Source organism: Flavobacteriales bacterium (assembly GCA_013001705.1).
GTDB lineage: Bacteria > Bacteroidota > Bacteroidia > Flavobacteriales_D > JABDKJ01 > JABDLZ01.
The window spans coordinates 1-13,244 of record JABDLZ010000096.1 but is presented as its reverse complement, the minus strand read 5'-3'; the positions used below and the strand labels follow the sequence as shown (position 1 = coordinate 13,244).

14 protein-coding genes are annotated in these 13,244 nt (G+C 50.9%); 9 read left to right on the top strand and 5 right to left on the bottom strand.

Going from position 1 to position 13,244, the window contains the following annotated elements:
- Positions 1-47: 47 nt before the first annotated feature.
- The 7 genes from HKN79_03815 to HKN79_03785 all read left to right on the top strand — a co-directional run bounded on the left by HKN79_03815 (position 48) and on the right by HKN79_03785 (position 6,845).
- On the top strand, positions 48-1,088 hold the full coding sequence (locus HKN79_03815) for a T9SS type A sorting domain-containing protein (protein ID NNC82680.1): 1,041 nt from the start codon (positions 48-50) through the stop codon (positions 1,086-1,088).
- Between the two features lie 247 nt (positions 1,089-1,335).
- Positions 1,336-1,998 (top strand): 50S ribosomal protein L21, encoded by a 663-nt coding sequence (gene rplU / locus HKN79_03810; GenBank protein NNC82679.1) that lies wholly within the window; start codon positions 1,336-1,338, stop codon positions 1,996-1,998.
- Positions 1,999-2,027: 29 nt separating this feature from the next.
- The gene (rpmA, locus tag HKN79_03805) at positions 2,028-2,288 is read left to right on the top strand and encodes a 50S ribosomal protein L27 (GenBank protein NNC82678.1); all 261 of its coding nucleotides are present in this window, start codon (positions 2,028-2,030) and stop codon (positions 2,286-2,288) included.
- 96 nt (positions 2,289-2,384) lie between these two features.
- A complete protein-coding gene (gene serS / locus HKN79_03800; GenBank protein NNC82677.1) occupies positions 2,385-3,656 on the top strand; it encodes a serine--tRNA ligase in 1,272 nt (423 codons plus the stop codon).
- Positions 3,653-4,201, top strand: a complete 549-nt coding sequence (locus tag HKN79_03795; protein ID NNC82676.1) for a hypothetical protein — start codon at positions 3,653-3,655, stop codon at positions 4,199-4,201. Before serS ends, HKN79_03795 begins: the two co-directional genes overlap by 4 nt.
- A 17-nt stretch (positions 4,202-4,218) precedes the next feature.
- The gene (locus HKN79_03790) at positions 4,219-6,060 is read left to right on the top strand and encodes a tetratricopeptide repeat protein (GenBank protein NNC82675.1); all 1,842 of its coding nucleotides are present in this window, start codon (positions 4,219-4,221) and stop codon (positions 6,058-6,060) included.
- 65 nt (positions 6,061-6,125) lie between these two features.
- Positions 6,126-6,845, top strand: coding sequence for a glycosyltransferase family 2 protein (locus HKN79_03785; protein NNC82674.1), 720 nt, complete (start codon positions 6,126-6,128; stop codon positions 6,843-6,845).
- A gap of 5 nt (positions 6,846-6,850) precedes the next feature.
- On the opposite strand, the gene HKN79_03780 is transcribed toward HKN79_03785, so the two are convergent.
- From HKN79_03780 to HKN79_03770, 3 genes are read right to left on the bottom strand one after another with little or no spacing between them, the layout of a single operon-like run.
- A complete protein-coding gene (locus HKN79_03780) occupies positions 6,851-7,519 on the bottom strand; it encodes a lysoplasmalogenase (GenBank protein ID NNC82673.1) in 669 nt (222 codons plus the stop codon).
- A 3-nt stretch (positions 7,520-7,522) separates the two neighbouring features.
- Positions 7,523-8,404, bottom strand: a complete 882-nt coding sequence (locus tag HKN79_03775) for a hypothetical protein (protein ID NNC82672.1) — start codon at positions 8,402-8,404, stop codon at positions 7,523-7,525.
- The gene (locus HKN79_03770) at positions 8,401-10,302 is read right to left on the bottom strand and encodes a CBS domain-containing protein (GenBank protein NNC82671.1); all 1,902 of its coding nucleotides are present in this window, start codon (positions 10,300-10,302) and stop codon (positions 8,401-8,403) included. The genes HKN79_03775 and HKN79_03770 overlap by 4 nt, the downstream gene beginning before the upstream one ends.
- Before the next feature lie 65 nt (positions 10,303-10,367).
- On the opposite strand from HKN79_03770, the gene HKN79_03765 reads away from it, so the two are divergent.
- Together HKN79_03765 and rsmA are read left to right on the top strand one after the other, a co-directional pair.
- Complete coding sequence (locus HKN79_03765; protein ID NNC82670.1) at positions 10,368-10,685, top strand: DUF4286 family protein; 318 nt, start codon at positions 10,368-10,370, stop codon at positions 10,683-10,685.
- On the top strand, positions 10,666-11,427 hold the full coding sequence (rsmA, locus tag HKN79_03760) for a 16S rRNA (adenine(1518)-N(6)/adenine(1519)-N(6))-dimethyltransferase RsmA (GenBank protein NNC82669.1): 762 nt from the start codon (positions 10,666-10,668) through the stop codon (positions 11,425-11,427). Before HKN79_03765 ends, rsmA begins: the two co-directional genes overlap by 20 nt.
- Here rsmA and HKN79_03755 read toward each other — a convergent pair.
- Together HKN79_03755 and HKN79_03750 are read right to left on the bottom strand one after the other, a co-directional pair.
- A complete protein-coding gene (locus HKN79_03755) occupies positions 11,421-12,512 on the bottom strand; it encodes an NTP transferase domain-containing protein (GenBank protein NNC82668.1) in 1,092 nt (363 codons plus the stop codon). The two genes, rsmA and HKN79_03755, sit on opposite strands and share 7 nt — an antisense overlap.
- Positions 12,513-12,537: 25 nt before the next feature.
- On the bottom strand, positions 12,538-13,188 hold the full coding sequence (locus tag HKN79_03750) for a hypothetical protein (GenBank protein ID NNC82667.1): 651 nt from the start codon (positions 13,186-13,188) through the stop codon (positions 12,538-12,540).
- Positions 13,189-13,244: the final 56 nt, after the last annotated feature.

The window sequence follows — 13,244 nt, the reverse complement described above, 5'->3', positions numbered from 1 at the left end:
GTGATAATACGGTGTTTTTCAGTTTCGACCAATTGGTACCAGGCCAGTTGACGTGTCTTCTGATCTGGCTACATACCCCTACTGTAGACTTCATAGGTGAGGAGCTAGCCTCCTCTGTGCAGATAGTGGGAAATTATCAGGATGAGGTCGTAGCGATGGGCTCGGATTCCATCGCTGAAACACTCACCTGCGCCTACGACCCCAATGACAAACAGGTCTTTCCAGTCGGTTATTCAGAAGAGCACTATGTCCATCCGGATAGCACCTTGGAATTCCTCGTACGGTTTCAAAACACCGGTAATGCACCAGCTACAGATGTCATTATCCGAGACACCATTGACGATGATCTGGATCTGGGCACATTTGAGTTGGTGGCAAATTCTCACTCGGTCTTTACCACCGTCAAGCCAAATGATAGAGAAGTGGAGTTCTACTTCCAGAATATCATGCTGCCGGATTCGGTCAACAATGAACCAGAGAGCCATGGACTGGTCTCCTATCGTATGAAACCTATAGAAGGCACACCACTGTTGACCGAACTGAATAACACCGCCCATATCTTCTTCGATACCAATCCACCCATCGTCACCAATACCACGTGGAGCACCCTCTATGACTGCTCTCTATTCGAAGTGAGTTTTACCGATGAGGGCGCACTGCTCACCGCCAGTGAAGGAGATACTTATCAGTGGTTTCTGGATGGAGAAGAGATAGAAGGTGCAATTGACCAGGAATACCTTGCCTTACAGAATGGCAATTATTCGGTTCAAGTCGGGACAGACTTCCCATGTTCTGACATTTCTACTTCGACCTTTGTTGTTGTCAGCTCAATTGCCGAATGGGCGGATTCACAGATTTCCCTCTTCCCCAACCCCCTGACCACCACCGCCACACTGGATCTAGGCGATCTCCCAGGACCAGCTACCCTTGAGATCCATGACCTGACCGGCAAGCTCCTGCGGACCGAACTCTTGAAACTTGACTCTGGAATCTTGACCCTCCAGCGAGGCAAACTCTCCTCTGGAAGGTATGTACTGAGAGTCATCTCAGGGCGTGAGACGATGGAGGTGCCTTTTGTAGTGGATTAATTCCTCCTCCGAGCCGCTCTTCGATCGGCCCACCTCCTCTTAGAGGAGGATAGGTTATCGTTGAATGATCTCCTTGAAAGCACCCAAACGTCCTATCCAAAGATGTCCCCCTCCCCGAGTGGGATGCAGCGGGAGGAATAGCGCCCCACACTCCCATTATTCTTCAATAAATTCTTTCCCCACTTATCAACAATTCCCTAAATTTGCAGCCCTTTTAGAAAGTTTAACTTATTTAAAACACACGCAGATGTATGCGATCGTAGACATAGCAGGGCAGCAGCTCAAAGTGCAGAAAGATCAGCAAGTCTTCGTGAATCGTCTTTCCGGTAAGGAAGGTGACAAGGTCCAATTCGACCAGGTCCTCCTCATCGATAACGATGGTTCCGTGACTGTTGGCGCCCCGGCTATCAAAGGAGCGGCAGTGACCGCTAAGATCATGGAGCACCTCAAAGGTGACAAGGTGATCGTTTTCAAGAAGAAGAGAAGGAAAGGCTACAAGAAGAAGAATGGACACCGTCAGTATCTGACCTCCATCCGTATCGAGTCTATCCTCGCCACAGGTGCCAAAGCGGCTGCTCCTAAGAAAGAGGAGAAGAAGGCCGAGCCTAAGAAAGAAGCTGCTCCAGCTGCTAAAGCTGAAAAGCCTAAAGCCAAAGCGAGCAAAGGCGGTGACGACCTCAAGAAGATCGAAGGCATCGGACCTAAGATCGCATCTACCCTCGCTGAGGCCGGTGTAGATACCTTTGCCAAGCTAGCGAAGAAGTCTCCAGAAGAGATCTCCGAGATCATCTCAGAGGTACGTGGAAATCACGTGACCGATACCTGGCCCAAACAGGCTGAGATGGCTGCTGAAGGCAAATGGGACGAGCTCAAGAAATGGCAAGATGAATTGGATGGCGGAGTCGCCTGATCATTTGAACGATTTAAAAGAATAATACCATGGCACATAAAAAAGGAGTCGGTAGTTCTAAGAACGGAAGAGAGTCAGAAAGTAAACGACTCGGAGTCAAGAAATTCGGAGGTGAGATTGTCATTGCTGGTAATATCATCATCCGTCAGCGCGGGACCAAGCATCATCCCGGTGATAATGTAGGAATGGGGAAAGACCATACCCTTTTCGCCTTGATCGATGGGACCGTGGAGTTCCAGAAGAAAAGGAATAACAAGTCCTTCGTCTCGGTTCGCCCTGCAGAAGCTTAGGAGTCGCAACCGTTAAGAAAATCCTAAAGGACTCCTTCCCGATCTTCCGGGAGTGGAGTCCTTTTTTTGTTTCACACCGATACGCCACACATTCACATGTTAGAGGTCAATCGCATCAGAGAAGAGAAGTCCGCCCTGATCCAAGCTTTGCAGAAACGAGGAGTATCCTTAGGAGACACTCTGGATCGGATTTTGGATACGGACGACCGTAGAAAGAAGATCCAGGCCGAATCCGATGGACTGCTGGCCGAATCCAATAGCATTTCCAAGCAGATCGGAGAGCTCTACAAGCAGGGCAAGAGAGAGGAGGCCGAAGCACTAAAAGCACGACCGGCCGAGCTCAAAGAGGATATCCAACGGCTCAAGGAGGAGATGAGCGCGGTGGAAGATGAGATACGTGAATTGCTTTACACCGTTCCCAATGCACCGCATGACTCAGTACCGGACGGGCAGTCCGATGCAGATAATGAAATAGTCAGCACCGAGGGAGAGGTGCCCAGCCTTCATGAGGGTGCCAAGCCTCACTGGGAACTGGCCGAGCAATACGGTCTGATCGATTTTGAACTCGGGGTCAAGATCACCGGAGCGGGCTTCCCGGTGTATATGGGCAAGGGGGCCAAGCTCCAACGTGCACTTATCAATTTCTTCCTGGGTGAGGCAGAGAAAGCAGGATTTCAAGAAGTCATCCCTCCGCATGTGGTCAATGAGTCTTCAGGATATGGGACTGGTCAGCTACCTGATAAAGAGGGCCAGATGTACCATATGCAGGTAGATGACCTGTATATGATCCCTACAGCCGAGGTGCCTATTACGAACATGTACCGTGACGTGATCCTCAAGGAAGAGGACCTTCCGGTGAAACAAAGTGGATATACTCCTTGTTTCAGACGGGAAGCCGGCTCCTACGGGAAGGATGTACGTGGCTTGAACCGCCTCCACCAATTCGACAAGGTGGAGATCGTGGTCATAGAACACCCGGATCGATCCTATGCCATGCTCGAGCAGATGGTGGCCCATGTAGTCGAATTGCTCAGGAAGCTGGAGCTTCCTTTCCGCAAGCTACGCTTGTGTGGAGGCGATCTGGGATTCACCTCGGCATTGACCTACGATATGGAGGTCTATTCTGCAGCTCAAAAGCGTTGGTTGGAAGTAAGCTCCATCTCCAATTTCGAGACCTTCCAGGCCAACCGCCTCAAGCTCCGTTACCGCGGAGCGGATAAGAAGAACCGATTGGCGCATACACTCAACGGATCGGCACTTGCCTTGCCGCGTATCCTCGCAGCTCTGCTGGAGAATAATCAGACCCCCGAGGGCATCAAGATCCCTGAAGTGCTCGTTCCATTCACAGGTTTCGACTATATCCGATGAAAAGAGCAAGTATATTCCTGATCGTACTCGGGCTTATCAGCTGTAGCGATCTGACCGAGGAGCGATGGCAGATCGACCGCCTCCAAGAAAAAGTGACACAAGAGCAGGCACGCTTGAAGAGGCTCCACCCAGATAGTCTACCCATGACTTCTGCCGATGTCACGTCACGCATTCGCACCGTTACCGATCACTACGATGCCCGTGTAGAAATCATGGTTCGGGACTTGAGCCTACTCATGGCTGATTTCAAGGTGTTCAGCAAGGTGTTCAAGGGACTTCCACAGAAACGCATGAAGATCCAAGAAGAACTGGAGATCAGCGCTCAACAACTGACCGACTTGGAGACCGATCTCGTCAATCAGGCGATCGATAAGGAGCAGGCCCAGAAATTCATTGCAGATGAACAGTCGGCCATGGTGAAGATCAGCAATACATTGGATCAGTTGGACACCTTGATGACAAGGGGTCGGAGGGGTTATCTTCGAATGGTGCCTCAGGTGGATAGTGTGATACAGGCTTTAGGCCCGCTACCTTCGGAACAATAATTGATGCCAAAGACCGCATGCGAAAGCTTCTTACGATCCTGATCCTATGTTCTCCCTTGCTCATTCTCGCTCAGGGAAACGAGGAGGAGTTGGCCACCTACTACTATCAGAATGGTGAGTATGAGAAAGCCCTGCTCTACTTGGAGGATATCTACAAGAAGAAGCCCAACGACACCTATTTCCAGTACTATCTCAAAAGCCTCACCGAGACCGACCGCATGGATGATGCGCAGGATCTGGTAGAGAAGCACCTTAAGAAGAACCGCACCCGACTGGATCTCTATGTGGAACTCGGGAGCATGTTAGAGACATCAGGAAGGCCGGATAAGGCCAAGGACAATTACGACAAGGCCATCAAGGAACTAGGACCGGGCCGTGCTCAGGCCAAGAAACTGGCAGACGCCTTTGTGCGCAAGAACAAAGCCGAGTATGCCTTGAGCACCTACGAGAAGGCCAAGCGTCAAGCGACCGACAATTATCCCTATAGCTACGAGATCGCTAGTCTATATGGCACCATAGGGGATCATGAGAAGATGATCGATGAGTATATGAATCTCATCGGTTATAATAAAGGGTATTTGCGCACCGTCCAGAACAACCTGAACCGCACCTTCGATTTCGAGTCGGATGATCCACGGGTGGATATGCTCAAGGGTTCATTGCTCAAGAAGACCCAGTCTACCACTGACCCCATCTACTATGAGATGTTGATCTGGTTGTTCACGCAACGGAAGGAGTTCAATGCGGCCTTCGTCCAGGCCAAGGCCATGGACAAGCGCCTGCAGGAGGATGGTAAACGCATGGTCGCCTTGGGTAGCTTATGCAGTAATAATGAAGCCTATGACGTAGCGGCCAAATGCTACCGATACATCGTGGACGAGAAGGGTCCGGGCACACGCTACTATGAGACCGCAAAAAGCTTAGAACTGGTCTCGGCCAAAAAGGCTTTGACCTATGACCTTCTTCCCCCATTGGAAGAAGTGAAGGCATTGGAGGGCAGATTTTCGGAGGCCATCAGTGAGTTGGGTCCTGGACCGGAGTCGGCCCGGCTTCTGTCTGAACAGGCAGAGCTCAATGCCTATTACATCCACGATGGAGAAAAGGCTATCGTACTCTTGGATAGCGCGATGCGGAGTCCAGGGATCTCGCAGGAGTTCAGAGCATCGATAAAACTACAGTTGGGAGATGCCTTGCTCACGCAAGGGTACATCTGGGATGCTTCCCTCTACTATTCGCAGGTCGAGAAGGATTTCAAAGAAGATGCATTGGGTGCAGAGGCCAAGTTCCGCAACGCACGTGTCTCCTACTACGCAGGGGATTTCGAGTGGGCCCAAGGGCAATTGGATGTATTAAAAGCATCCACTAGCAAATTGATCTCCAATGATGCCATGGATCTATCCCTGCTCATCACGGACAACTATAATCTGGACACCATCCAGCGACCCATGGAACTCTATGCCATGGCCGATCTACTCACTTTCCAGAACCGATTGGATGAAGCAGTGACCACCTTGGATAGTATCAATGCAGAGTATCCCTTTCATAGTCTGGACGATGAGATCATCTACCTACGTGCCGATATCGCCAAGAAAAAAGGGGATTTCATACAGGCGGATAGCATGTATCAAGAGATCGGGGCCATGTACTTCGATGATATTCTGGCCGACAATGCGCTCTATGAGCGGGCCGAGTTACAAGAGCGTGTCTTCAAGGACACCGATGAGGCCATGGAATTGTATAAGCAGCTTTTCATCGAATACCCCAACAGTCTATACGCAGCAGAAGCACGCAAACGCTTCCGCTTCTTGCGAGGAGATGACCTGGAGGATTTCGAGCAGAAAGAAGAGGTCATCGAATGATTGCGTGTAGCGCTCATTTCTGAAGACACAGGATCGGCTATTTTCATCAGCACATCACAAGGACCATCATCGACACCCTTTCCATTATCATTCCAGCTTACAATGAGGAGCGCACCATCCACCTGATTCTGGATAAGGTGAGAGAAGTACGACTTCCAGGAGGTATCGAGAAGGAGCTCATCATCGTGAACGACTGCTCGACCGATGATACCGAAGGGGCCATCAGGCGCTATATGGAGGCGCATCCAGAACTGCAGATAGCGTATCACTCCCACGTGGCCAATCAGGGAAAAGGAGCGGCTCTCCATACGGCCATTTCCAAAGCGAGCGGAGAATTCCTCATCATACAGGATGCGGACCTGGAGTATGACCCACAAGAATATTCTCAGTTGCTTAAGCCCGTACTGAGCGGAGATGCAGACGTGGTCTATGGGAGTAGATTCAAAGGAGACAATCCGCATCGGATACTCTTCTTCTGGCATACCATCGGCAATCGTTTTTTGACCTTTCTCTCCAATATGGTGACCAATCTGAACCTTTCCGATATGGAGACCTGTTACAAACTCTTCCGTACAGAAATGATCCAAGGATTGGACCTCCATGAGAAACGATTCGGATTCGAGCCCGAGGTCACAGCCAAGATCTCCAGGATTCCCGGGGTGCGCATTTACGAAGTAGGAATCTCCTACTATGGTCGCACCTATGAGGATGGAAAGAAGATCGGCTGGAAAGACGGATTCCGAGCCATGTGGTGTATCCTGAAATATGGGCTCTTCAGATATTGAAGGACTCACTCTGACTGGAGCACGACACCTTGAGCAATGGCCAATTGGGCCAGTCCATAGGTACCCAGTATCCATATAGGCGCTTGAGATAGCGGTTCTATGAATCGGTTCCAGGCCAACACACTGTCTGAGATCACAAAGAGGAGGGCTCCCATGCTCACAAGTACGTAGCTTCTATGTGACACCTTTCCCTTTCTATCCAGTGCTGTGACCAACATGGTCAAGATGACCAACATATAGAGGACTATGGCCCAGAGCAGATCACCGGCACCGGGCTTGAGCCGATAGAACATCCACAGGCCGAAGAGGATACTGAGAAAGATGACCCAGGGATTCTTACGGATAAAAGAGACCTCCAGCACCTTTTGAGGGACCGAAGTGAAGAGATAGATGTAGATAGCATGTGCACAGAGGAAGGCAAACAGTCCGGCCAGGAATCCATGTGGCCCTATCTGAGGAAGTAGAAGGACATCACCAGCAAGGCTTGCTACCAATGCGAGAAGGAGCAGGCCCTTGGGGAAAGGCCTCTTTCCTTGAACAACCACGTAGATGATCAAGCTTCCCATAAGCAAGGGTTTGACCCAGGCATGGAATTCTAACAGAGAGGGTTCTATGGCCGTGATGATCGTAGCTGCAAGAAGAAGTGCGTATACGAATGCAAAGCCCGGTCTCATCGATCAACGTATAATGAAGAAGCCATCATTCCCATCGGGCTGATAGAGAGGCATGAACAGGAGCCCGTCTTTTGGGGCGCGGATGTCTCCATGCTTATCATGGGCGAGTATCTGTCCTTTATGGATGGGGGTGAAATTCCGATAGCCTGGATTCATCACGAATTCATCCTCTTCAATGATACCGTGTCGATACACGATGTCGAATTCCTCGACTTCCTTAGGTTCATTGAATCGCTCCGAAGGCAATATGCCACAATGATGCAGGGATTCCAGAATGAATTGCACATGCACAGCTACCGACTTGGGATCCTGGTGTTGTCCGGCCTCGAAGGCAAGACCCACATGTCCTAGCTGGGAGATATGATTGAGCAAAGGACCTTCGATGAAGCGCTCTATACCCGAGATACCGGGCATTTCGAAATGTGCAGCAAATTCCCGATTGACATCGGTATCTGCTACGCTCATAAATGGCTGGGATTCTGCTGAAGTAGTGTGCAGATCGAGCACATAGCGCTTGCCCTCACCTGCTAGGTGCTCTTCAAGGTATGGTTCTAATTCGGCTTTCTCCATATCCTCGCTACGCCCTTCGGGCTGAATGGAGGGTGCCCACATACGGTTGAGGTCCTTATCGATATATCGCTTGCTCTGTTCCAACGCCCGCATATTGCCTATCAGCCCGATGACTTCACCTTGAAGTTTTGCTGAATGCTCCCTGAGGTAGGGCTTCAATTCCAGCAATGCCCTGAGACCGGTAGGCTCATTTCCATGTATGGCTGCGATGATGATGACCCGTGGAAGTCGGTGGTCGGTATGACCATAGCGGAACACCGTCCGCTCCAATTCCCATACTTCCCCCTGATATCCGAAATGTACTTTCCTGCTCACCCTTTTTCTTCGAGAATGCGAATATCACTTTTTGTGAGCACTCCGACCAGACGGCTGTCTTTGACCACAGGAAGACATAGGGATTTATTGAGGACCAAGGCTTTTTTAGCATGATCGATCGAGCTTTCTGGACCTACGGTCGTAATGTCCCTTTGCATCCAATCCTTGACCAGTGACCAGGTAGGGTCATTGACCGAATCCTTCATTTCCTTGATATCATCCAGGCATATCAGACCGATGACCTGTCCTCGGAGATTCTCTACCGGAAGGGTGTCATGGTCATTCCAGTCCAAGAGCCGCTCGGCCAGACTCATCAGATCGTCTTCGCGTACAGTGATCATATCGGTAGACATGATACTGTCCACCCGCTGATACTTGCCGGGGATATGCACCAGCTCCTTATACTCGGGTACGCTCCATTCATGCACAGGGGCGCCTTCATCGGCCTGCTTGTGCATACTTTGGGTGACCAAGAGTAGCGCTTCGTTGACACTGGCTCCTTCTCTTCGTGCATGACGCAAAGAGTTGATGATCCAGTCAGAACCCGTCTGTTTCTTGGCCACACGCGCTTCGATCACTTTCAGGTAGGGGAGATAATCCTCCTCTTCGATTCCATGGTCATAGAGGCTTTCCTCTGCCATGGGTAGGAGCACATCGTTGATGAGACGTGGCCCATCTACTGACCGACCGAACCAGCGGAATTCATTTCCTAGTCCGTTTCGGGCGGCCTTCAGGAAATTGCTCCTCACATCTTGGAAGAACATCCTCCTATGCCAGGTGCCCCGGCAGTTATCCGGCATGGCCATCATGAGGCCCGTCCAGAATACGGTGGCAGCCATCTCATCGATGGTGGTGGGACCGCTGGGGACATAGCGATTCTCTATGCGCAGATGCGGCTTTCCACCCCCTATGCCATAGCAGGCTCGATTCCATTTGTAGATAGTGCCGTTGTGCAGATTCATGGCCCGCAATTCCGGGATCTCTCCGCGGTCGAGCACATCTAAGGCAGACTCTTCGATCTGACCGGATACGATGAGGTTGTATTGTGAGATGTCTTCCTTGAATATCTCAGCAGCATTGTGCTCGAGCCATTTATGGCCAAAGGCCACACGCGGTTGACGTTCTCGTATGTAGTTCCCCGTATTGCGTACATCGATGCTCTGTCTGAACAGGGCGATACGCGTCTCACTCCAGAGTTCTTTACCAAGAAGAATGGGCGAGTTCACACAACCGGCCAACACGGGACCTGAGATCACCTGTGCCCAATTATATCTGTCCACGAATTCCTCTGGGCTGATCTGGAGGTGGATCTGAAAGCTGGTATTGCAGGCCTCAAAGAGGATGCTGTCGTGTTTCAGGCTCAGTTCATCCACCCCTTCAATGTAGAGATTGAAATCCTCACCACGCTGCTCTTTCATGGTCTGGTCCAAGACCCGATAGCGGGGATTGGGCGTCATATTATCGAAATCCAGTTCGCTCTTCCGGATGGTGGGCAGGATTCCGGTCAGGATGATCTTATCATCGCTTTTCAGCGCCTGTTCCTTGCCCAATTCGAGCAATTCCTTCAACTGCGTATGCATCGCGCTGAAGCATTTCCCCTTGAAGGGTTGAGGGTCGAGGTTGATCTCCAGATTCCACTTGGCCAATTCTGCCGTGTAGTGCTTATCCTTTATCGAGCCCAGTATTTCTGGACCGTTGAGAGAAGGTCTATAGTCGGCTCCTACCAAGCAGAATTCCTGTTCGGCTCCTATGCGCGTGATGCCCGCTTCGATCATCCCCTCTTTCTCCATGTGCTCGAGGGCCGCAATATCATCGAGTAAATACCTGAGGAATTCCTTCTTATCCTTTCCGGTCAGGTGACTGATCTGTTGATCTCCCATATGGCGGTGTTTGGTCACCTTAAAGATGAATAAAATTGCTCTCCTGTACAATCCACTCCGCATGTGGGATATCTTCACCCTCGATGATCCTCTACAACGTGACTATCAATATCGACCATGAAGTGCATGATGAATGGTTGATCTGGATGAAGGAAGACCACATACCCAAGGTCATGGCGACCGGTAGATTTGTGGAAAGCCGCATGGGCAAGGTACTAGCACAGGATCAAGGAGGTGTGACCTATTCCATCCAGTATCTCGCACCCGATATGGAATCCTACCACCGCTACGTACATCAAGAGGCTCCTGCCTTACAAGCTGAACATTCCGAGCGATACAAAGACCGATTCGTAGCCTTCCGTACCATTATCGAAGTCGTATATACGCATGGTCAGAGCTAAGAAGCATCTCGGGCAGCATTTCCTGCGGGATGAGGGTATAGCTAAGCGCATCGTTTCCTTGTTGGATAGCGATTGCCGGTCTGCACTGGAGATAGGGCCGGGTACCGGGGTACTCACCAAGTACCTACTGGAGCGTGAAGCTCTTGAGCTCCATGCAGTGGATCTGGATACAGAGTCCATACGCTACCTACAGCAGCACTACCCGACTTTGAAGGAAAGGATCTACGAAGCGGATTTCCTACGGATGGATCTGTCCATGATCACACCGCCCTTCTGCATCATCGGGAATTTTCCATACAACATCAGTTCACAGATCCTTTTCCGGGTCCTTGACTTGAGGGACCAGGTCACTCAAGTGGTGGGCATGTTCCAGAAAGAAGTGGCTGTGCGGGTGACCAGTGGGCCGGGAAACAAGGATTACGGAATACTGAGTGTACTCCTTCAGGCCTATTATGACGCAGAGTATTGCTTCACGGTAGACGAGCACGTGTTCGACCCACCCCCAAAGGTGAAATCCGGGGTGCTGGTGCTGAAACGGAATGAGGTGGAGAAGCTACCGTGTGATGAGGCCTTATTCAAGAAGGTGGTCAAGACGGCTTTTAATCAGCGCAGGAAGACCTTGCGTAACTCGCTTCGAGGAATGCTGGGTGAGAAAGAGATTCCGGAAGAATTCGAGATGGAACGACCTGAGCAGCTGGGCGTGGAGGCCTTCATCCGCCTTACCCAGTATATCGCTCAATAGAATTCGGACTCACCATCCGCCTTCAGGTCATTGACGATATTCTTGACGAACTGCTCTTCAGAGCGGGGAATGATCATCAGCGACTTCTCCGTCTCCACCACGATGAAATCCTCTAATCCTTTGGTCACGACCAATTTGCCGGAAGTGGTATTGATGAAATTGCCGGAAGAATCGTAGCACCTGCTGCGGGCACCCACGATGGCATTTTTATCGCTGTCCTTACTGAGGTGGGTGTACAGGGATCCATAGGTGCCCAGGTCGGACCATCCGAAATCACTCTCTATGACCGACACATGGGCAGCCCGTTCCAAAACTCCGTAGTCGATGGATATGTTCTCGGCCCGCGAGAAATTCTCCCGGATGAAAGCGTCTTCTTCATCGGTTCCCATTACCTGTTTCCCTTCATCGAAGAGTCGTACCATCTCGGGCAGGTGTATGGAGAAATTCTCCATGATATTCTTCAGACTCCAGATGAAGATGCCGGAATTCCAAGCGTAATTCCCATCCGCTACAAAAGTCTTAGCAGTTTCCAGATCGGGTTTTTCCTTGAACTCCTTCACCTTCTTGACCAAAGGATCTCTAGCATCTGCTTTCTCCTCGAAATGGATATATCCATAGCCGGTATCGGGGCGGGTAGGTGTGATACCGAGGGTCACCAGATTCTCGGTCTCAGAAGCCTCAGCTATCGCGAGACCGACCAATCGTTCGAATTCCGGGACATCAGCGATCAGATGATCGGAAGGGGCCACCACGATATGGGCCTCATCGGTCTGAGAAGCGATGCGGTAGTTGGCGTATGCGATACAGGGAGCGGTATTCCTTCCTTCCGGCTCACAGAGCACTTGGTCCTCCTTCAACTCGGGGATGTGCTCCAGCACCAGGTCCTTGTAGGCGGCATTCGTCACCACCAGTACATTCTCAGCGGGGCATATATTCTCGAATCGTTCGAAAGTCTGTCGGATGAGGCTCTTGCCTGTGCCCAGAATATCCAAGAACTGTTTGGGCATCTCGGTACGACTCATGGGCCAGAAACGGCTTCCGATACCCCCGGCCATGATCACGCAATAGTTCTTATCCTTCTCCATAGAGTGCTGGTTTTAGCGGTGCAAATTACACGCTTTCTACGTGATCGAGCACATGGATGGCTCCCGGTATGAGGTAGCGCTTACCGCTTTTTACTTCTTGACAGAGATAGCGAGTGCGCTTCTTGGGTCCCTTGATGAAGGTTCTTCCATTGTTCAAGGTGAACACTTGACCATAAGGGACCTCATCCAAGTGGGGTCGATGGATACCCTCTGCCCGATCGAAGGCGCGCTGGAGTTGAGGGTCGCTGCAGGAGGAGGCTTTGGGAGAACGGAGATGCTCCTGGATGACAGCCGCTATTCCGGGACTGAAGACCTCTTTCTGCAAAAGCGGTCGAAGAAGCTCGATGAAAAGGGACTTCCATTCCCGTCCATGTGGTCTGATGCCTCGGCCATATAGATCGAAGGCTTTCCAGTGGGCGATCTCATGGATCAGGGTGAAGAGGAAGCGCTCGGATCCCAGATCCACGTTGATGGAGATCTCAGGGATACTTCTGGAGGTGGCCCGCTTGAAATGTCCCAACTTGGTCTTCCGTGGTCGGCTGATATGTAGAACTATCGGGGACTCGGCCAACAGTTCAGCCGAATACCTAGCGGCTCCTTTAGGAATATGATGGAGCAATACGCCACGCCAATATTCTATCGTATCAAGGCTCGACCCTACAGGTGTGAATCTCATCAGCAGGGAGGGTCTGTGACCATTCAGGACAATTACAGTTCTTCTTGATCTTGCGC

Coding starts and splice junctions, on each gene's coding strand:
- rplU (NNC82679.1), top strand. CDS start 1,336: ATGTATGCGATCGTAGACATAGCAGGGCAGCAGCTCAAAGTGCAGAAA.
- rpmA (NNC82678.1), top strand. CDS start 2,028: ATGGCACATAAAAAAGGAGTCGGTAGTTCTAAGAACGGAAGAGAGTCA.
- serS (NNC82677.1), top strand. CDS start 2,385: ATGTTAGAGGTCAATCGCATCAGAGAAGAGAAGTCCGCCCTGATCCAA.
- HKN79_03795 (NNC82676.1), top strand. CDS start 3,653: ATGAAAAGAGCAAGTATATTCCTGATCGTACTCGGGCTTATCAGCTGT.
- HKN79_03790 (NNC82675.1), top strand. CDS start 4,219: ATGCGAAAGCTTCTTACGATCCTGATCCTATGTTCTCCCTTGCTCATT.
- HKN79_03780 (NNC82673.1), bottom strand. CDS start 7,519: ATGAGACCGGGCTTTGCATTCGTATACGCACTTCTTCTTGCAGCTACG.
- HKN79_03765 (NNC82670.1), top strand. CDS start 10,368: ATGATCCTCTACAACGTGACTATCAATATCGACCATGAAGTGCATGAT.
- HKN79_03755 (NNC82668.1), bottom strand. CDS start 12,512: ATGGAGAAGGATAAGAACTATTGCGTGATCATGGCCGGGGGTATCGGA.
- HKN79_03750 (NNC82667.1), bottom strand. CDS start 13,188: ATGAGATTCACACCTGTAGGGTCGAGCCTTGATACGATAGAATATTGG.